At 59.0% G+C, this 17933-nt stretch carries 19 protein-coding genes and 1 tRNA gene; 11 read left to right on the top strand and 9 right to left on the bottom strand.

Features of this window, described 5'->3' with window-relative positions; genetic code table 11:
• Position 1: 1 nt before the first annotated feature.
• Positions 2-1750: a proline--tRNA ligase gene (locus tag GSQ93_RS12470; protein WP_158935965.1), complete on the bottom strand. Its 1749-nt coding sequence runs from the start codon at positions 1748-1750 to the stop codon at positions 2-4.
• Between the two features lie 230 nt (positions 1751-1980).
• Here GSQ93_RS12470 and GSQ93_RS12465 point away from each other — a divergent pair, with 230 nt between their 5' ends.
• The gene (locus GSQ93_RS12465) at positions 1981-2631 is read left to right on the top strand and encodes an RNA pyrophosphohydrolase (protein ID WP_158935963.1); all 651 of its coding nucleotides are present in this window, start codon (positions 1981-1983) and stop codon (positions 2629-2631) included.
• Positions 2632-2809: 178 nt separating this feature from the next.
• A complete protein-coding gene (locus tag GSQ93_RS12460) occupies positions 2810-3364 on the top strand; it encodes a CNP1-like family protein (RefSeq protein WP_158935961.1) in 555 nt (184 codons plus the stop codon).
• Positions 3365-3633: 269 nt separating this feature from the next.
• Here the strand turns inward: GSQ93_RS12460 and proB are convergent, their stop codons facing one another.
• The 4 genes from proB to rplU all read right to left on the bottom strand — a co-directional run bounded on the left by proB (position 3634) and on the right by rplU (position 6746).
• Complete coding sequence (gene proB / locus GSQ93_RS12455; protein ID WP_158935960.1) at positions 3634-4752, bottom strand: glutamate 5-kinase; 1119 nt, start codon at positions 4750-4752, stop codon at positions 3634-3636.
• A gap of 48 nt (positions 4753-4800) precedes the next feature.
• The gene (gene obgE, locus GSQ93_RS12450) at positions 4801-5937 is read right to left on the bottom strand and encodes a GTPase ObgE (protein WP_158935958.1); all 1137 of its coding nucleotides are present in this window, start codon (positions 5935-5937) and stop codon (positions 4801-4803) included.
• A gap of 190 nt (positions 5938-6127) precedes the next feature.
• Complete coding sequence (gene rpmA, locus GSQ93_RS12445; RefSeq protein WP_089162436.1) at positions 6128-6388, bottom strand: 50S ribosomal protein L27; 261 nt, start codon at positions 6386-6388, stop codon at positions 6128-6130.
• Positions 6389-6431: 43 nt separating this feature from the next.
• The gene (rplU, locus tag GSQ93_RS12440) at positions 6432-6746 is read right to left on the bottom strand and encodes a 50S ribosomal protein L21 (RefSeq protein ID WP_089162437.1); all 315 of its coding nucleotides are present in this window, start codon (positions 6744-6746) and stop codon (positions 6432-6434) included.
• Positions 6747-7024: 278 nt separating this feature from the next.
• Here rplU and GSQ93_RS12435 point away from each other — a divergent pair, with 278 nt between their 5' ends.
• From GSQ93_RS12435 to GSQ93_RS12420, 4 genes are all read left to right on the top strand, one after another.
• Positions 7025-8017, top strand: coding sequence for a polyprenyl synthetase family protein (locus tag GSQ93_RS12435; RefSeq protein WP_158935957.1), 993 nt, complete (start codon positions 7025-7027; stop codon positions 8015-8017).
• 31 nt (positions 8018-8048) lie between these two features.
• Positions 8049-8125: transfer RNA gene (locus GSQ93_RS12430), tRNA-Pro, on the top strand.
• Positions 8126-8304: 179 nt separating this feature from the next.
• Positions 8305-8676: a hypothetical protein gene (locus GSQ93_RS12425; RefSeq protein WP_158935955.1), complete on the top strand. Its 372-nt coding sequence runs from the start codon at positions 8305-8307 to the stop codon at positions 8674-8676.
• 104 nt (positions 8677-8780) lie between these two features.
• Positions 8781-9290, top strand: a complete 510-nt coding sequence (locus GSQ93_RS12420) for a M48 family metallopeptidase (protein WP_158936113.1) — start codon at positions 8781-8783, stop codon at positions 9288-9290.
• Between the two features lie 5 nt (positions 9291-9295).
• Here the strand turns inward: GSQ93_RS12420 and GSQ93_RS12415 are convergent, their stop codons facing one another.
• Positions 9296-10837, bottom strand: coding sequence for a DHA2 family efflux MFS transporter permease subunit (locus GSQ93_RS12415; protein WP_158935953.1), 1542 nt, complete (start codon positions 10835-10837; stop codon positions 9296-9298).
• Positions 10838-10990: 153 nt separating this feature from the next.
• Here GSQ93_RS12415 and GSQ93_RS12410 point away from each other — a divergent pair, with 153 nt between their 5' ends.
• Together GSQ93_RS12410 and cls are read left to right on the top strand one after the other, a co-directional pair.
• Complete coding sequence (locus GSQ93_RS12410; protein ID WP_158935952.1) at positions 10991-11434, top strand: MarR family winged helix-turn-helix transcriptional regulator; 444 nt, start codon at positions 10991-10993, stop codon at positions 11432-11434.
• 269 nt (positions 11435-11703) lie between these two features.
• Positions 11704-12987 (top strand): cardiolipin synthase, encoded by a 1284-nt coding sequence (gene cls, locus GSQ93_RS12405; protein ID WP_158935943.1) that lies wholly within the window; start codon positions 11704-11706, stop codon positions 12985-12987.
• 33 nt (positions 12988-13020) lie between these two features.
• Here cls and GSQ93_RS12400 read toward each other — a convergent pair whose 3' ends face one another.
• The 3 genes from GSQ93_RS12400 to GSQ93_RS12390 all read right to left on the bottom strand — a co-directional run bounded on the left by GSQ93_RS12400 (position 13021) and on the right by GSQ93_RS12390 (position 15650).
• Positions 13021-13803: a DUF1828 domain-containing protein gene (locus GSQ93_RS12400; protein ID WP_158935942.1), complete on the bottom strand. Its 783-nt coding sequence runs from the start codon at positions 13801-13803 to the stop codon at positions 13021-13023.
• Complete coding sequence (locus GSQ93_RS12395) at positions 13800-14258, bottom strand: hypothetical protein (RefSeq protein ID WP_158935940.1); 459 nt, start codon at positions 14256-14258, stop codon at positions 13800-13802. Before GSQ93_RS12395 ends, GSQ93_RS12400 begins: the two co-directional genes overlap by 4 nt.
• Before the next feature lie 141 nt (positions 14259-14399).
• Entirely contained in the window at positions 14400-15650 is a 1251-nt protein-coding gene (locus GSQ93_RS12390; protein WP_158936112.1) for a CaiB/BaiF CoA-transferase family protein, read from the bottom strand.
• A 359-nt stretch (positions 15651-16009) separates the two neighbouring features.
• Here GSQ93_RS12390 and GSQ93_RS12385 point away from each other — a divergent pair, with 359 nt between their 5' ends.
• The 3 genes from GSQ93_RS12385 (at position 16010) to GSQ93_RS12375 (ending at position 17849) form a co-directional block, all read left to right on the top strand.
• Positions 16010-16384 (top strand): hypothetical protein, encoded by a 375-nt coding sequence (locus GSQ93_RS12385; protein ID WP_158935938.1) that lies wholly within the window; start codon positions 16010-16012, stop codon positions 16382-16384.
• Between the two features lie 155 nt (positions 16385-16539).
• Positions 16540-17058, top strand: a complete 519-nt coding sequence (locus GSQ93_RS12380) for a sigma-70 family RNA polymerase sigma factor (protein WP_031360721.1) — start codon at positions 16540-16542, stop codon at positions 17056-17058.
• Positions 17055-17849: an anti-sigma factor gene (locus GSQ93_RS12375; RefSeq protein ID WP_158935937.1), complete on the top strand. Its 795-nt coding sequence runs from the start codon at positions 17055-17057 to the stop codon at positions 17847-17849. The genes GSQ93_RS12380 and GSQ93_RS12375 overlap by 4 nt, the downstream gene beginning before the upstream one ends.
• Positions 17850-17933 lie beyond the last annotated feature (84 nt).

The raw sequence follows: 17933 nt of genomic DNA, 5'->3' as shown, positions 1-17933 counted from the left end.
GTTACTGGGCCACTCCACGGGCCAGTGCAGCGCGCACCTTCTCGATCACGACGTTCGCCGCGTCATCCACCGGCAGCAAGGTGGCTTCTGCGTCGCGTCGCGCCTGGTACTCAAGCTTGCCTTCCTTGAGCCCGCGGTCACCAATCACCAGCCGATGCGGCACGCCAATCAGTTCCCAATCCGCGAACATCACGCCGGGACGTTCGCCGCGATCGTCCAGCACCACGTCGATACCCGCAGCCTGCAGCGCTGCATAGAGCTTGTCGGCCTGCTCGCGAACGGCGTCGCTGCGGTCATAGCCCATCGGGCACAACACGACTTCGAACGGCGCGATCGATTCCGGCCAGATGATGCCCTTGGCGTCGAAGTTCTGTTCAATCGCCGCGCCCAGGATTCGCGTGATGCCGATGCCGTAGCAGCCCATTTGCATAGGCGCAGGCTTGCCGTTTTCATCGAGAAACGACGCGCCCATGGCATCCGAATACTTGGTGCCGAGCTGGAACACGTGGCCCACTTCAATGCCGCGGCAGATTTCCAGCACGCCCTTGCCATCCGGCGACGGATCGCCCGCCAGCACGTTACGGATGTCCGCCACGACCGGTTCCGGCAGATCGCGGCCCCAGTTCACGCCGGTGGTGTGATAGTCGACCTCGTTCGAACCGACCACGAAGTCGCTCATGTTCGCGACCGTGCGGTCCGCGATCACCTTGATCGGCTTCTTCGTGTTGAGCGGGCCGAGATATCCGGGCGGCGTGCCGAACGTATCGATAATTTCAGCTTCGGTAGCAAAGCGATAACCCGCCAGGCCCGGCTGCTTGTTCGCCTTGATGTCATTCAGCGAATGGTCGCCGCGCAACATCAATAGCCAAATGGTCGGCTCGGCGCCTTCGTTTTCCGTCGCGAGGATGATCGACTTGATCGTGCGTTCCAGCGGAATGTTCAGCAACTCCGCGACCGCCTCGCACTTCGCCTTGCCTGGCGTGGCCGTCTTCTTCATCTCTTCCGTGGGCGCGGCACGCGTGGCGTTCAGCGGCACCGCGTCGGCGGCTTCCACGTTTGCCGCGTAATCCGAGGTCGGGCAATACGCGATTGCGTCTTCGCCGGTGTCGGCGATTACGTGGAATTCATGCGAACCGCTGCCGCCGATCGAGCCGTTATCGGCCGCGACCGCGCGGAATTCCAGGCCGATGCGCGTGAACACGCGCACGTAGGCATCGAACATTTTCTTGTACGACTCGGCGAGGGCCGCCTGATCGCGGTCGAAGGAATACGCGTCCTTCATGATGAACTCGCGCCCGCGCATCACGCCGAAACGCGGCCGGATTTCATCACGGAACTTGGTCTGGATCTGGTAGAAATTGACCGGCAGTTGCCGGTAGCTCTTGATCTCGCGCCGCGCGATGTCCGTCACCACTTCTTCGTGCGTCGGTCCGAGCACGAAATCGCGATCATGACGATCCTTGATACGCAGCAGTTCAGGGCCGTATTGCTCCAGGCGTCCCGATTCCTGCCAGAGTTCGGCCGGTTGCACGCCGGGCATCAACAATTCGAGCGCACCGGCACGGTTCATTTCTTCACGCACAATGGCTTCAACCTTACGGATGGAGCGCAGGCCGATAGGCAGGTAACTATAGATACCGCCGGCCACGCGGCGAATCATGCCCGCACGCATCATGAGTTGGTGGCTGACGATTTCCGCGTCTGTGGGAGCTTCCTTCAGGGTGCCGATAAAGAAACAGGATGCTTTCATTCAAAAATTTTCCAATGCGGGAGCGCGTCGATTGAATGGGCTATTGCCCAAACCTGCGGAACATGCAGAACGTGCGGAACGAGTGAACGACGGGACAGCGATGCGGTAAGACGTTGGCCGACCGCCCCGGCGCCCAAGTGAAACGAACCCCGATTCGGGTTCGTGCCGGTGCGCCAGGCCCGTTATCTGTTTATAATCAAAGCAATTTTAAAGGATTCGAAGGTGGTTGTATGCTGGATCGTGAAGGCTTTCGCCCGAACGTCGGCATCATCCTCTTGAACGCGCACAACGAAGTGTTTTGGGGCAAGCGGCTGCGTGAACATTCCTGGCAGTTTCCGCAGGGGGGCATCAAGTACGGCGAGACCCCCGTGCAAGCGATGTATCGGGAGTTACACGAAGAAACCGGTTTGCTTCCGGAGCACGTCAAGGTCGTGGGTCGAACCCGCGACTGGCTGCGTTATGAGGTGCCGGACAAGTTCATCAAGCGCGAGGTGCGCGGACACTATCGCGGACAGAAACAGATCTGGTTTTTGTTACGCATGGTAGGCCGTGACTGTGACATTTGTTTGCGTGCGACTGATCATCCGGAATTCGATGCCTGGCGGTGGAATGAGTATTGGGTCCCGCTCGACGCGGTGATCGAGTTCAAGCGGGATGTATATCAGCTTGCGCTCACCGAACTTTCTCGCTTTTTGAGGCGAGCAGTTGTGCGCGCTGAGCGCGCGGAACGGATGGCGCATCACGCCAATCGTTATCCGCGTTTGATTCAGGGCATGACTCTGGAAGATGCGGCCGTTTCTGCTAACGGCGGCATCGTTCAGGCAGAATGTTCGGTGACCGAAGAGCTGCACATCTACGCACAACGTCCTTCGCGGGATTAGGACGTGTGTTATCGAAGCGGCGGTGCGGCAACGCACGCCGCTTTTTTTCGTGCAGCGTCGAAGGCTGGGCTTGCGTGTTTGACATGCCGGCGTGTCCGTTTTCGGGACAATCGCGGCGCTTTTCACGCGGCACGATCGATTTGCAGTCGCTTCTGCATCAACCTCAGGAAATCAAGAATTGAAAGCCATTGCATTGTTCGCGGTATCCGCGGCAGCGCTTGCCGTGCTCGCCGGTTGCGGCAGCTCCAAGCCGACAAACAAAGACGACAGCGCGTTCGTCTATCTCATGGACCGGAAGCCAAACTGGGTCGAAAACACCGTCGACACCTTGCCGCCTTTGCCGCAGGACGCGAATCTCTTGCCGATCACGGTGTCGGAAAATACGCCGCTCAGTTTTTTCGTCGATAAAAACTCGCTCAGCGTTGGGACCGACGGCATCATCCGATACACAATTGTCGTGAAAAGCCCGGCCGGCGCGCGCAACGTCAATTACGAAGGTATTCGCTGCGACAACTATAACTGGCGCCTGTATGCGAGCATCAACGAGGACCAGACCGGCTGGGACCGCGCGGTCGAAAACGATTTTCGACGCATCGAAAACGGCGAATTGAACTCTTATCACGCAGCGCTGTACCAGGATTACTTCTGCGCGAACAAGTTGCCGATGGGGCCGGCCAAGCAGATTGAGCAGAACATTCAGATGAAGCGGACTGCCGTTTCGAACTATCACTAGTCGAAAGGCTGATGAAAAAGCCCGCTGTACCTGAAGGTCAGCGGGCTTTTTTATGGGGCTGCATCACGTTTGCGACCGGTTTCTGACGGTGGCGATCTCATAGAGCGAAACCGCGATGAGCGCTTCAAGCAGTTGATAGCTTGATCAGAAGATTTCGGTGGATATGGGGGATTAAGAAATGCTTTGATCCCCAAAATGCGCATTTTTCGACCAAAAATAAACTAAAAAGCCGCCAATTGGCGGCTTTTTAGCTTTGACGCGTCTGATGCTCACGCCAGCACCAAATTATCCCGATGAATCAGCTCAGGTTCAAGCATGTACCCGAGCACCGTTTCAATTTCACCACTCGGCCGACGCTGGATCAACCGCGCCTCCGAACTGCTGTAATTCGTGATGCCGCGCGCCACTTCCTGACCGCCCGGATTCATGCACGCGATCACTTCCCCGCGCGCGAACGCACCGTGAACATCGATTACACCGATTGGCAGCAAGCTTTTACCGTCCGCAGTGAGCTTCTCGACCGCGCCGTCGTCAATCACCACGTGGCCACGCACCTGCAAATGATCGGCCATCCATTGCTTTCGGGCCGCCATACGGGCTGTGCGCGCCATTAACTGCGTACCGATCATCTCGCCCGATGCCAGCCGGGTCAGGACATCCGACTCCCGCCCGCTCGCGATCACCGTATTCGCGCCGCTGTGCGCCGCGCGTTTCGCTGCGAGAATTTTCGTCAGCATGCCGCCACGTCCTAAGCTGGAACCCGCGCCGCCTGCCATGGCCTCGAGCTCCGGCGTGCCCGCATCGGCCTGTTCGACCAGCGTGGCCGTGGGATCGTGCCGGGGATCAGCGGTAAACAGGCCGCGCTGATCGGTGAGGATAATTAGCGCGTCGCCCTCTATGAGGTTCGCTACCAGCGCGCCGAGCGTGTCGTTATCGCCGAATTTGATTTCGTCGGTGATAACGGTGTCATTTTCATTGATGATCGGCACGCAACCCAGGCGCAGCAAGGTGAGCAGCGTTGAGCGTGCGTTCAGGTAGCGTTCGCGGTCGGCGAGATCGGCGTGCGTGAGAAGAATCTGCGCCGTGCGCATGCCGTGCTTGCCGAAACTGCTTTCGTAGACTTGCGCCAGGCCCATCTGTCCGACTGCAGCAGCAGCCTGCAATTCGTCAATTTCGCGCGGCCGCTTCGTCCAGCCCAAGCGATGAATGCCCTCGGCGATCGCGCCAGAGCTGACCAGCACGACTTCCTTTCCCTGCGCGCGCAATGCCGCAATCTGCGCGGCCCAGCGCGCGATGGCCGCGTGGTCGAGCCCGCGCCCGTCGTTGGTCACCAGGCTCGATCCCACTTTCACTACGAGTCGCTTCGAAGCGGCTATGACGGAACGCATCTGACGCATTTCTCCTCGGATTTGCCTCGATAACCACGGGTCAAACTCTTACACTTCGTCTTCGTCCTGGTCTTCGTCGATCTCTGGCGCGGGCTGCGGCGCCGCGACAGCAGGTTCGTCGCGGAAACGCACGTCGGCGGCAAGATCTTCGGCTTCTGCCGCTCGCGATGCATCCGAGTTCTTCGAGATGTAATCGAAGATGGCGTAGGTCAGGCTTTCGCAACCTTGACCCGTCAGCGCCGAGATTTCGAATACCGGGCCGTCCCATTCATAACGCTCGATGAAGTCGGCCACGCGCGATTTACGCTCGTCGTCCGGCACCATGTCGAGCTTGTTCAGCACGAGCCAGCGCGTTTTCTCGTAGAGCGATTCGTCATACTTGCGCAATTCGTTGACGATTGCGCGTGCTTCCACGACGGGATCGACTGCGTCATCGAACGGGGCCAGATCGACGAGATGCAGCAGCACGCCGGTGCGCTGCAAGTGGCGCAGGAACCGGTGACCGAGACCCGCGCCTTCCGCCGCGCCTTCGATCAAGCCCGGAATGTCCGCGATCACGAAGCTCTTCTCCGGTCCTACACGCACCACGCCGAGATTCGGTGCGAGCGTGGTAAACGGATAGTCCGCAATTTTCGGCCGCGCATTCGATACCGCCGTGATGAACGTGGACTTACCTGCGTTCGGCATACCGAGCAAACCGACGTCAGCGAGCACTTTCAGCTCGAGACGCAGCATGCGCCGGTCGCCGGGCTTGCCTTCCGTCTTCTGACGCGGCGCGCGGTTCGTGCTCGACTTGAAGTGCAGGTTGCCGAGGCCGCCCGCACCGCCGTGCGCGATCAACACACTCTGATTGTGCTCGGTCAGGTCCGCGATCAACTCGCCGGTTTCCGTGTCCGCGATGATCGTGCCGACCGGCATGCGCAAGATGATGTCGTCGCCGCCCTTGCCGTAGCAGTCCGCGCCGCGGCCGTTTTCGCCGTTGCGCGCCTGATGTTTCTTCGCGTACCGGTAGTCGATCAGCGTGTTGATGTTGCGATCCGCAACCGCATACACGCTGCCGCCCCGGCCGCCGTCGCCGCCGTCCGGTCCGCCGAACGGGACGAACTTCTCGCGCCGCATCGACGCGCTGCCATCCCCTCCGTCGCCGGCGATGACCTCAATTCTCGCTTCGTCAATGAACTTCATGAGTTGCTCCGTCCCGTGTTTCAGCGGTGTTCCGCCATTCTGCCGCGACCGGCCGATGCCAGCCACTAGGCCATTCGATATATGTCACTCTGGCCAAGCCAATAAAGCTCAAATAAAGCCGGCCAATAAAAAAAGCCCCGCGAACTTCGCGGGGCCTTTTCCGGTCCTGAAGCCCGTGCCTTGATAAACCTTAGGCAGCCGGGACGACGTTGACCAGATGCTTCTTTGCTGCGCCCTTCGTCGAAAAATTGACGTGGCCGTCAGTCAGCGCGAACAAGGTGTGATCCTTGCCCATGCCGACGTTGTCGCCAGGGTGCATGCGCGTACCGCGCTGGCGAACAATGATGCCGCCTGCATTGATAGCCTGGCCGCCGTAAACCTTCACGCCGAGGCGCTTTGATTCAGAGTCGCGACCATTGCGGGATGACCCGCCTGCTTTTTTGTGTGCCATTTAATAGCTCCTTGACCGTTTAGCTTAATCGACTCGACGACGCTTACGCGGCGTTGATTGCGTCGATACGCAGTTCGGTGTAGTTCTGGCGATGGCCAGCGTGCTTTTGGTAGTGCTTCCGGCGACGCATCTTGAAGATCGTAACCTTCTTGTGACGACCCTGGGACACGACGGTACAAATGACGGAAGCCCCACTGACCAGCGGTGCACCGAACTGAATCGATTCACCTTCGCCTACTGCGAGAACCTGGTCGAGCGTGATTTCAGCGTCAATGTCTGCCGGTATCTGTTCTACTTTCAATTTTTCGCCGACAGCAACCTTATACTGCTTGCCACCGGTTTTTATGACCGCGTACATTGAGAACCTCACTCTGAATTCATTTTTCCGCACACCGTGCGCGAAAACGCGTGATTATACAGAGAGTTAGGCTCTCCGTCAAAACCCTTGTTGATCGCGAAAAACGAGAGGCCGCAGTCGGGATCGAGCACGTCGCATGCACCATTATCGCGATTTCGCCGTCTGACGCCACCCGTCAGGCTTGTCGCCGGACCCTACGCGGTTCGTCCGAGGCGTGTTTAGAGGCGGCTATCGGCCGATTCGCCTTATAATTCGCGGCACTACCCTAATTGCCGATCATGTCGTCCACTGCCACTTCCTCCCCAAACGCCGCCAACGTACTCGAGCCTATCGCCGAGGACATGCAGCAGGTCAATCGCGTCATCCGGCAGCGCCTGGCATCCGAAGTGATGCTGATCAACCAGATTTCCGAGTACATCATCGGGGCCGGCGGCAAACGGCTCCGGCCCGCGCTGCTGCTGCTGGTCGCAGGCGCGCTTGGCGACACCACCGGGCACCGGCATGAGCTGGCCGCCGTGGTCGAGTTCATTCACACGGCCACGCTGCTGCACGATGACGTAGTCGACGAGTCCGATCTCCGGCGCGGCCGCAAGACTGCGAACGCGCTGTTCGGCAATGCGGCGAGCGTACTTGTCGGCGACTTTTTGTACTCACGCTCCTTCGAAATGATGGTCGGCGTGGGCAAGATGCGCGTGATGGAGATCCTGTCGGTTGCGACCAACGTGATCTCGGAAGGCGAAGTGCTGCAGTTGCTCAACATGCACGACCCGGACGTGGACGAAGCGCGCTACATGCAGGTGATCCGCTACAAGACAGCCAAGCTTTTCGAAGCGGCGGCTCAACTCGGCGCAGTGTTGTCGGGGTCGGATGCACGGACCGAGGCGGCAGCCGCAGAGTTCGGCAGGCGCATTGGCACAGCGTTCCAGATCATGGACGACTGGCTCGATTACACCGGCACGGCGGAATCGATGGGGAAAAACGCCGGCGACGATCTGCGCGAAGGCAAACCCACCCTCCCGCTCATCTATCTGATGGAGCACGGTTCGGCCGAACAGGCAGCGCTCGCGCGCGAGGCGATCGAACAAGGCGGCACGGATAAATTCGACACCATCTTCGAAGCCATCACGACATCGGGCGCGCTGGATCACACGTTGAAATGTGCAAGGCAGGAAGCTCAGGCGGCTGCGAATGCAATTTCTTCGTTTCCAGATTCCATTTTTAAAGAGAGCCTGCTAGAATTATGTTCTTACTCGACGGCAAGACAGTCCTGAAAAGGAAACGAACCGTCTCAGAGTGAACATTCGGGGTGTAGCTTAGCCTGGTAGAGCGCTACGTTCGGGACGTAGAGGCCGGAGGTTCGAATCCTCTCACCCCGACCAGAATTGATAAAAAACCGCCCAGCTTGCTGGGCGGTTTTTTGTTTTGGGTCATCGTTTTTTCAGGTCATCGACCATTGGTGATCTACACGTTCGGCGCAGGGTTTGCGCTGCCATCGTCAGATTCAACACTCTGCGCTCGCTCACTAATGTCTTCACTCAGATTTTCATCGGTTAGAAGAATGTCCGTCGGACAGCGCATCGGGCTGTGGTTCGTATTCCTGTATTTCCTGATCGGCGGTGCGTGCCATTTTTTGTACATGCCGCTGTTCGTGCAAATCGTGCCGGGCTATATCCCCTTCCCGCTGCTGGCCGTCATTGTGAGCGGCATTTTTGAGTTGCTTGGCGCGGTCGGCCTGATGATCAAACGCACGCGAAGTGCAGCCGGGATTGGGCTGACGTTACTGACCATTGCCGTTACGCCCGCCAACGTGTTCATGTATCAACACGCAGATCAGTTTCCACAAGTTCCATCGTGGTTATTGCTCGTGCGGCTGCCTTTGCAGCTTGTGCTGATTGCGTGCATTTTATGGAGCACGCGGCGGCGTGCGTGATTCGCATTTAACTCACTTAGCTAACCGGCGCGCGACGTGATGCCTGAGCCACGGCCCCTATAATGCAGAAGGCACCCCTCGGCGGTCACGTCCCATCATCCATCATGCTTCCTCTGAAATACCTCGGCGCCTATTCGCAAACACTTCAGGACAAGGTCCGCAAACTAATCGCCGATGATCAGTTGGGCGTGTATCTCGCCGACCGTTATCCGGACCGCCACGCCGTGCAATCGGACCGCGCGCTGTATCAATACACCACGGATCTGAAGCAGGAGTTTTTGCGCGTGGCACCCGCCATCGATAAGGTCATGTACGACGCGAAGCTCGACGTGCTGCGTCACGCGCTCGGACTGCACACGGCCATCTCACGCGTGCAGGGTGGCAAGCTCAAAGCGAAGAAAGAGATTCGCGTGGCATCGTTATTCAAGGAAGCACCGCCGGAATTCCTGCGCATGATCGTCGTGCATGAGCTCGCGCATTTAAAGGAAAGCGACCACAACAAAGCGTTTTATCGGCTATGCGAATTTATGCAGCCCGGGTATCACCAGATTGAATTCGACCTGCGCGTTTACCTGACGCAGCGCGAACTTTCACGCGATTCGGCCGTCAAGTAACGTAGTCAATCCGCGGCGGCGTGAGCGAGTGTTTCGCTGGCAACACTGCGCATCGGCCGGATCAGCAACAACAGCGGAACGACCAGCAAGGTCGCCACGAACATCAGCTTGAAGTCGTTCAGGTACGCAATCATCTGCGCCTGCTGATTGATCGACTGATCCATCAGCGCGAGACTCAACTGAGATCCACTCTCGAGCATAGGCTGCATCGACGGATTAAATACGTTCACATTCGCCGCGAGATCGGCGTGCGCCACCTGAGTGCCGCGCGTCATCATGGTCTGCACGATCGAAATGCCGATACTGCTTCCAATGTTACGCATCAGGCTGTAGGTCGCGGTGCCATCGGCGCGTAGTTCGGGCGTCAACGTGGAAAACGTCAGGGCGCTGAGCGGGACAAATACGAAGCCCAGGCCAAAGCCCTGGATCACACCGGGCCACACGATGTCCGACACCGACAGCACGAGCGTGTAATGCATCATCTGCCAGAGCGCGAACGCCGAAATCAAAAAGCCCGCGAGCAACAACAGACGTGCGTCGATGCGTCGTAACAATCGCCCGGCAACCAGCATGGCGACCATCGTTCCCGCGCCGCTGGGCGCCGTGACCAGACCGGTCGTGGCAACGGGATAGTTCATCAGGTTCTGCAACATCGGCGGCAACAGCGCACGGGTCGCGTACATTACCGCGCCGATCATGAAGATAAAAAACACGCCGGTCGCGAAATTGCGGTCCTTCAACAGTTCGTACTTGAAAAACGAGCGCTTGCCGGCGGTAACGGTGTGCGCGAGAAAAAAGATAAAGCTCAGCACCGCCAGAATTGCTTCGATGCGTATTTCGAGCGAGCCGAACCAGTCCAGTTGCTCGCCGCGATCGAGCATAGCCTGGAGTGCGCCGATCGCCAGACCTAGCGTGGCAAACCCAAACGCGTCGAATTTCACGCCGAGCTTCGCCGCTCGCGCCGGCAGGAACGTCAGCACGCCAAAGAGCGCAAACGCGCCGATTGGCACGTTGATGAAAAATACCCAGCGCCAGTTGTAGCTGTCGGTAAGCCAGCCGCCGAGTGTCGGTCCGAGAATTGGCCCGACCATCACGCCCATGCCCCAGACGGCCATCGCCTGACCCTGCTTTTCGCGCGGATTGATGTCGAGCAGGATGGATTGCGAGAGCGGCACGAGCGAGGCTCCGAAAATCCCCTGCAGCAATCGCGACGCGACAATCTGCGCAAGACTCTCCGATAACCCGCACAGCGCCGAAGCGACCGTGAAGCCGGCAATAGAAATGATCAGCAGACGCTTCGTGCTCAGGCGGTCGGATAACCAGCCCGTAAGCGGCGTGGCGATCGCCGCCGCAACGATGTACGACGTCAGCACCCACGTGATCTCGTCCTGCGACGCCGACAGCGTGCCCTGCATATGCGGCAGCGCGACATTGGCGATCGTGCTGTCGAGTGTCTGGATCAGCGTAGCCAGCATGATCGAGATCGTGAGCATGGGCCGGTTGAGCGGCGTGGCCGCCGCGCTTGCCGGCATCGATTCAGAGGACATTCAGGCGCCAATTCAGTTATCAGTTTGCTTATCATAATAGTAAGCATGCTTATTATAAACAGGCTGATGATTGGGACAAGATGTCAAAAATCCGGGGAAACCCGCAGTTGTCCGAATACATGTGGGCGCGTGCTTCTTTCGTATAATCCGGGCATGGAAACGCACCTCGACAAGCGCTTTGGTTTTCTGATCTCGGACGTTGGGCGCTTGTGCAGCAAGCGCTTCGACGAACTCGCGAAATCGTCCCTCGATCTCACGCGGGCGCAATGCCGCGCGCTCGCCTATCTATCCCATTTCGGCGATGTGAACCAGGCACGGCTCGCCGATCTGCTGGAAGTCGCGCCGATATCGGCCGGTCGCTTGCTCGATCGGATGGAGGAAGGCGGGTGGATCGAACGTTTTTCGAATCCCGATGACCGTCGCGAACGGACAGTGAGAATGACAGCAAAGGCTGAAGGCGCACTCGGCAGGGCGCGTCGGGTGGGCGATTCAGTGGCTGGTGAGGCTCTGGCAGGACTCGATACCGACGAGCGCGCGCAATTGATTTCTCTGCTGCGACGCGTGCGCGTGAATCTGAGCACGATTGTGGACGAGTGAGCGATTTGCAGCGGTTCAAGGAGCCACGAACTTATGTCTCTACCTGAACTGCAAAAAGCCACCGCTGTTACGCGCTCAGTCGTGCAATTGCCAAGATGCGGTCGGATTTAGATCCACGAATTTAGACCCATCCCGCGACGCAATAAATAGGAGGTCCAGCCCTTGCTACAAAGCGTGTCGGAACGTCCGCCGCGCGTATCCGAGCTTCCGGGCTCTTGCAACGCGTATGCCCTTCTCCCAATTGCAGCTCGCCTCTTCCGGAATCCGACATGCTCTTGCTCGCCATACCGCTTACGGTAGCCGTCACGCTCGTCATTGTCCTGATCCTTGCAAACTTCGTGAGCGGTGAAAAGAAGGTCGAGCACAACATCGACCGGTTGTATTCCAGCGACGACCCGCAATTCATTCGTTCAATGAGCCTCTTGCTGGGGCCACCGGTGACGTCCGGCAATCGATATGCCGTGCTGCTGAACGGCGACGAAATCTTCCCTTCCATGCTTGATGGCATTCAATCCGCCAAAGAGACCATTACCTTCGAAACGTTCATCTACTGGTCCGGCGAAATTGGCGCGCGATTTGCGACGGCGTTGTCGGAGAAAGCGCGTTCGGGCGTTGCTGTGCATATCTTGCTCGACTGGGTGGGCTGCAAGAAAATGGATCATCGTTATCTCGACGAACTGCGGCAAGCCGGCGCCGACGTCGTGCAATATCACAAGCCGCACTGGACCGGACTCGGGCGAATGAATAACCGGACGCACCGGAAGTTGCTGATCATCGACGGCCGCGCGGGATTCACGGGTGGCGTTGGGATTGCGGAGGAATGGACCGGGCACGCGCAGGACGAGAAGCATTGGCGCGACACGCATTTCCGGGTAGAGGGTCCGGTGGTCGGTCACATGCAAGCCGTGTTCATGGACAACTGGATCAAGGCGACCGGCAATGTGCTGCACGGTCCCAAGTATTTCCCCGAGATAACCCCATTGCCCGAAGGCGATGCCTGTCAGGGTGTCGCGCATATGTTCAGCAGCTCTCCCACCCACGGCGCCGACGACATGGAGCTGATGTATCTCATGGCGATCACGGCGGCCACGCACAGCATTCATCTGGCGAGCGCATATTTCGTCCCTGATGGCCTCGCGATCAACGCCTTGGTGGAAGCTGCACGACGCGGCGTGAGAGTTCGCATTGTGACGCCGGGAAAACGAATTGATACGCATACGGTGCGCGAAGCCTCCCGCGCCTGTTGGGGCGATCTGCTGGCCGCGGGTATTGAGATCCATGAATATCAGCCGACCATGTTCCATTGCAAACTACTCGTGGTAGACGATTACCTGGTTTCAGTGGGATCGACGAATTTCGACAGCCGCTCGTTCAAGCTCAACGACGAAGCGAACCTCAATATCTACGATCGAGAATTCGCTCGTCAGCAAAGCGCGATCTTCGACGCCGATATAGAAAAGTCGCACCTCGTCACGTACGAAGAGTGGCTGCATCGACCGAGGTTAGAGAAGCTGATAGAGAAAGCGGTGCCGTTGCTCGACTGGCAGCTTTGAGCGCCGGCATAGTTTCGACTGCTGGCTAGGACCTCAATGCCGCGTTAGCCCACCGCCCGCCGCCTCAATCAGCTTTCTCATAGGCCACGCCTCGGCATACTGACCGATCACAGCCACCTCACGATCCGCCTGCTCGGGTAGCAAACGGTCGTCCACCACCACGATGATGGACGTGTTGGCGGTCAGTGCATTGCCGCGCAAGTCCACAAGCTTGTATAGCTCCGACGACGAAGCGTTGCGATGACATGAAATCACGTCGATCTGCGTGTCCCCCTGCGACAGGTCGAAGCCGTATTGACGACCCGATACGCCTGCGGCCTTGAACTTGCTCTTGGTCGCCGGGACATCCGGCTTCATTGCGTTGAGATAAAGCCTCGTGTCGCCAATCAGACTGGGCTCGCGAACCGCGAAGTCAGTACCCGCGTTGTCGAACTCCCATCTGGCCAGGCTCATCAATGCATCGACATAGCTCGCGAAACCAGACGCCATGTCGGCAACTTCAAACGTGCCTTCGATTTCACCCTCATGCGTTACGTTGATGCCAGGCTGCTTGATTGCCGCCTTCACGACTTGGTAGTCCCGCAGATGAAACGAACTGATCTGGCGGGCGAAGCAGTGGAATAGTGTCCCTCCTGAATCGAAGAACCGTATCTGCTCGCGGTCCCCCAGATATTCCGCGTAGATCTCGAATGGGTCGCCGCCGTAAAAGCCGAACGGCGTTTGGAGGGCCATCATGGGCGGATATTCATCTTCTAGTTGCACGCAGCCGAAGCCGAGCTTGGCACACATGTCTTGGCAGGACGACTGGATACTCATTTCGACTCCGGAACCGATGGGTCAGGCAAGACGCACGACAGCGTCAAGTTAGTTTTCCTGCAGAAGAGCAGCAGCGCGCTCGCGAAACTGATCGCAGACCATTCAGCGTGCCCCGCCAAGCGGTCGCAGCCCACGTGTTCGTGAGGATGCTGATGAGTATCCACCGGTCGTCGACCACTTTGAAAGACATCAAGCTGGTACGCTCGGCGATTACCCCGATGCTGGGCGTAATACATGCTGAACAGGAATTGCTTAAGGTGCGGTCGCCGGCTGTATCGAACAGATAGATCAGCCGTGATGCCCTGAATGCGCCGGCCCTCGGCATCCGTGACACCGAACTCGCATTTCGCCCACCTTAAAGTTTGCTGCCGCCTTCTCCATCCCGTTGAAGGATCGCCGAATTTGGTGAGGCTCAAGAGGCGTTCCGCCTCGTCCCGTGGAAGATCGTCGATCATATGAGGTCATGGTTTGCATCCTGCGTGCTTGCGTGGATTTCACATGACCAACCATACCTTGACGCGCTTTAGACGAGTCAAGCAGAACGTTGTCATAAAGTGTCTGCTCGCCCGACTCATTCACCTCGCGTCACAATCAACCTACCCGCCGATCACCCCCGTTCGCATCAACGCCTCGATCTGTGCGTCATCCATTCCAAGCACGTCGCGCAGCATGGCGCTCGTATGTTGTCCAAGCATCGGCGGCGCCTGATTGTATGCAACCGGCGTAGCCGATAAACGCAGCGGACTCGCGACCGTTGGCGCCACGCCCGCGACGGGATGCGATATCTCCCGCGTCGCGCCGCGAAATTGCGCCTGTTCGGAATCGAAAGCCTGCGCGATATCGTTGATCGGCCCACACGGCACGCCGCACGCTTCGAACGCGTCGACCCATGCGTCTCGAGGACGCGTCATGAAGACTGCCGCCAGTTGCGGCAGCAATTCCGCGCGGTTCACGCTCCGCCCGCTATTGGTCGCGAAGCGGGCATCGAGCGCAAGTTCCGGCACGTTCATCGCGGTGCAGAGCGAACGAAACTGGCTGTCGTTGCCGCATGCGATGATCACATGGCCATCGCTCACGGCGAAAGTCTGATACGGCACGATGTTCGGATGCGCATTGCCCATGCGCTGTGGCGCGATACCCGTAGTGAGGTAATTCATGGACTGGTTAGCGAGCATGGCGAGCTGGCAATCGAGCAACGCAATGTCGAGATGTTGCCCGAGCCCGCTTTTTTCCCGCTCCATCAGTGCGGCGAGCACGCCGGTAGTGGCATACATGCCGGCCATCAGATCCGTTACGGCGACGCCAACTTTTTCCGGGCCGCCGCCCGCTACGCTGTCGGGTTCGCCGGTAATGCTCATCAGCCCGCCCATGCCTTGGATCAGGAAGTCGTAACCCGCGCGCTGCGATAGCGGACCGCTCTGTCCAAAACCCGTCACCGAGCAGTACACGAGCCGCGGATTGATCGCCGAAAGACTCTCGTAGTCCAGCCCATATTTCCTGAGCCCGCCGACCTTGAAGTTTTCGACCACCACGTCGCACGACTTCGCGAACTCGCGGATCAGCGCGGCGCCTTCGGGTGAACTCATGTCGATGGCAACCGACTGCTTGTTGCGGTTCGCGCACAGAAAATAAGCGCTCTCCGACGTATCGCGGCCCTCGGCATCGCGCAGGAACGGCGGGCCCCACGTGCGGGTGTCATCGCCCATGCCCGGACGCTCGATCTTGATTACTTGCGCCCCGAGATCCGCGAGATTCTGCGTGCACCACGGCCCCGCCAGCACCCTCGATAAATCCAGCACGCGAATGCCGTCCAGCGGGCGTTTTCTGGTTGTACTCGTTGTATTCATATTCGCGCCCGGGTTCTCCGGCGTCGGTTGATTCTTGCTGTCCTGCACCATTTCACCTCGTTCGTTTCAAGCCGGATTTTGGCTGGTCGGCCCGTTCATGGCCGGAAAATATCAATCGGCACGCTTGGTCGGGCGACGGGCGGAGAACCGCATCATCTGATGGCGTCGATTGTAGCCAAGTCGCCAGATAGGGCGGCCGCGGTCCGATGCATGACACACCTCGTGCACTCCAAGACCCACCAGCCAATCAACACGATCAAAATGACGGAACACCGTCGAAATATTTGTCAGGTACCGGAATATTCCGTGAGCACCATCCGTTTATCCCGTACCTGCACACATGGAACGAGACAAACAACATGAGAACGCGAATCCCGACCCTCGCTGCAGCCCTGGCCGTTGTTGCGGCCTTCAGCCTCAATGCCCATGCCGCGCCGCCAATGGCCGGAAGCGGCATGTACACCGACGCGAAAGGCATGACGCTCTACACGTTCGACAAAGACCCGGCGTCGGGCCCGAGCGCGTGCAGCGGCGGTTGCGCCCAGGCGTGGCCGGCGGTTATGGCCGATGCCTCCGACAAACCCCAAGGTGACTGGACCGTGATGCCGGCAGCCGATGGCGGTAATCAGTGGGCGTACAAAGGCAAGCGTGTCTATACGTTTGCGAAAGACATGAAACCCGGCGATGCCAAAGGCGACAACTTCAAGGACATGTGGCATACCGTGAAGCAATGAGCGTGAAGCAGTAAGCGCAAGGTAGTAAGAAGCCATTAGAGCGATGGAGACCAGCATGAAGCGCTCGATAGCCACTGTGCCCGTGTCAGCCATATCGGCGGCATGCGAACAGTGGCCAGGAGCGCTGAAAGTGAACCAGTCATGAGCACAGGCCGTTGAGCTTCGATACCGATCTCGTTGGGGTTCTCCCGCAGTTGCGGCGTTATGCGCGCGCGCTGACGGGAGACCGTGCGTGGGCCGATGACCTCGTGCAGGACGTGACCGAACGGGCGCTGGGCCGATCGAAAGGATTTCGCGTCGGCAGCAATCTGCGCGCGTGGCTGTTTACGATCATGCGCAATCTCTATATCGATCAGTTGCGCGGACGGCGCGATATTGCCGTCGACGATGAAACCGCGCCCTGGCGGCAGATGGCCGCGCCCGTGGGCGAAGTCGACGGGCTCGTGCTGCGCGACGTGCAACGCGCGCTGTATTGCCTGCCGGTCGAGCAACGCGAAGTCATGCTGCTCGTTTGCGTCGAGGACATGAGTTATCAGGAGGCATCCGTGGTGCTGAACGTGCCGGCCGGAACGGTGATGTCGCGACTATCGCGGGCACGTGAACACATGCGTGTGCTGCTCGGTGAGGAACCGGGCCGCAAATCGGCATCGTTGAAAATCGTGAGTGGCACATGACGAATCCCGAACGCCCGGATCAGACGGAAGCAAGCGCGGCAGCCGATGAGTTGCGCGCGCTGTCGGCGTTCATCGACGATGAAGCGACGGAGGCCGAGCGCGCTGAAACCGCTGCGCGCATCGTCCGCGATCCGGCGAGTGCGGCGACGGTGGCCGCGTATCGCGCGCAAGACAATGCGCTGCGGGCGCTGTTTGCCGCCACGGCTGATAAAGAACCGCAGGTCGTGGTCGTGCGTCCGCGCAGGCGTTATCTGATGGCCGCGAGCTGGCTGGTGGTAGGGATCGCATGCGGATTCCTGATGCATATGCTGTTGCCGGTCCTCGATCGGGACCGCCCGGCGCCAACTTTTGCGCAACGCGCGGATATCGCTTACGCCGTATATGCGCCCGAGCAGCGGCACGCGGTGGAGGTCGCGGCGTCACAGGAAGATCATCTTGTGACGTGGTTGTCCAAGCGGCTCAACCGGACGCTCACCATTCCCTCGCTGCACGAATATGGGTTCGAGCTGGTCGGTGGCCGCTTGTTGCCCGGCGAGGACGGACCGGCGGCGCAGTTCATGTATCAGAACGCCAGCGGCGAACGGCTTACGCTGTATATGACCAGCGGTTCGGGCAAGCACAAGGACGAGTACGCCATACGGATGCTGCGCGACGGCTCGCGTCGAACGTTCTACTGGACGACCGATCACGCGGGTTACGCACTCTCGGGACAGATCGGCGAGGCGAAGCTCCGTGCCATCAGCTTCGATACCTGCGCGGCGCTCGGTGGTGATCCGAAGAAATGGCAGTAAGCGGTTTCAGGATCGCGGCGCTTGAAGGGTTGAAAACCCAAGCGCGCGCGGTACCCCAAGCGAAGTTATTAAGACACCAGGCCA

The organism is Burkholderia sp. S171 (assembly GCF_009766085.1).
Classification (GTDB): Bacteria; Pseudomonadota; Gammaproteobacteria; order Burkholderiales; family Burkholderiaceae; genus Caballeronia.
This window is presented reverse-complemented; position numbering and strand designations above follow the sequence as displayed.

Excerpts from the sequence above, each read along its gene's own strand:
- GSQ93_RS12470 (WP_158935965.1), bottom strand. The coding sequence starts at position 1,750 with ATGAAAGCATCCTGTTTCTTTATCGGCACCCTGAAGGAAGCTCCCACA.
- GSQ93_RS12465 (WP_158935963.1), top strand. The coding sequence starts at position 1,981 with ATGCTGGATCGTGAAGGCTTTCGCCCGAACGTCGGCATCATCCTCTTG.
- proB (WP_158935960.1), bottom strand. The coding sequence starts at position 4,752 with ATGCGTTCCGTCATAGCCGCTTCGAAGCGACTCGTAGTGAAAGTGGGA.
- obgE (WP_158935958.1), bottom strand. The coding sequence starts at position 5,937 with ATGAAGTTCATTGACGAAGCGAGAATTGAGGTCATCGCCGGCGACGGA.
- rpmA (WP_089162436.1), bottom strand. The coding sequence starts at position 6,388 with ATGGCACACAAAAAAGCAGGCGGGTCATCCCGCAATGGTCGCGACTCT.
- rplU (WP_089162437.1), bottom strand. The coding sequence starts at position 6,746 with ATGTACGCGGTCATAAAAACCGGTGGCAAGCAGTATAAGGTTGCTGTC.
- GSQ93_RS12435 (WP_158935957.1), top strand. The coding sequence starts at position 7,025 with ATGTCGTCCACTGCCACTTCCTCCCCAAACGCCGCCAACGTACTCGAG.
- GSQ93_RS12425 (WP_158935955.1), top strand. The coding sequence starts at position 8,305 with ATGTCCGTCGGACAGCGCATCGGGCTGTGGTTCGTATTCCTGTATTTC.
- GSQ93_RS12420 (WP_158936113.1), top strand. The coding sequence starts at position 8,781 with ATGCTTCCTCTGAAATACCTCGGCGCCTATTCGCAAACACTTCAGGAC.
- GSQ93_RS12415 (WP_158935953.1), bottom strand. The coding sequence starts at position 10,837 with ATGTCCTCTGAATCGATGCCGGCAAGCGCGGCGGCCACGCCGCTCAAC.
- GSQ93_RS12410 (WP_158935952.1), top strand. The coding sequence starts at position 10,991 with ATGGAAACGCACCTCGACAAGCGCTTTGGTTTTCTGATCTCGGACGTT.
- cls (WP_158935943.1), top strand. The coding sequence starts at position 11,704 with ATGCTCTTGCTCGCCATACCGCTTACGGTAGCCGTCACGCTCGTCATT.
- GSQ93_RS12400 (WP_158935942.1), bottom strand. The coding sequence starts at position 13,803 with ATGAGTATCCAGTCGTCCTGCCAAGACATGTGTGCCAAGCTCGGCTTC.
- GSQ93_RS12395 (WP_158935940.1), bottom strand. The coding sequence starts at position 14,258 with ATGATCGACGATCTTCCACGGGACGAGGCGGAACGCCTCTTGAGCCTC.
- GSQ93_RS12390 (WP_158936112.1), bottom strand. The coding sequence starts at position 15,650 with ATGAATACAACGAGTACAACCAGAAAACGCCCGCTGGACGGCATTCGC.
- GSQ93_RS12385 (WP_158935938.1), top strand. The coding sequence starts at position 16,010 with ATGAGAACGCGAATCCCGACCCTCGCTGCAGCCCTGGCCGTTGTTGCG.
- GSQ93_RS12375 (WP_158935937.1), top strand. The coding sequence starts at position 17,055 with ATGACGAATCCCGAACGCCCGGATCAGACGGAAGCAAGCGCGGCAGCC.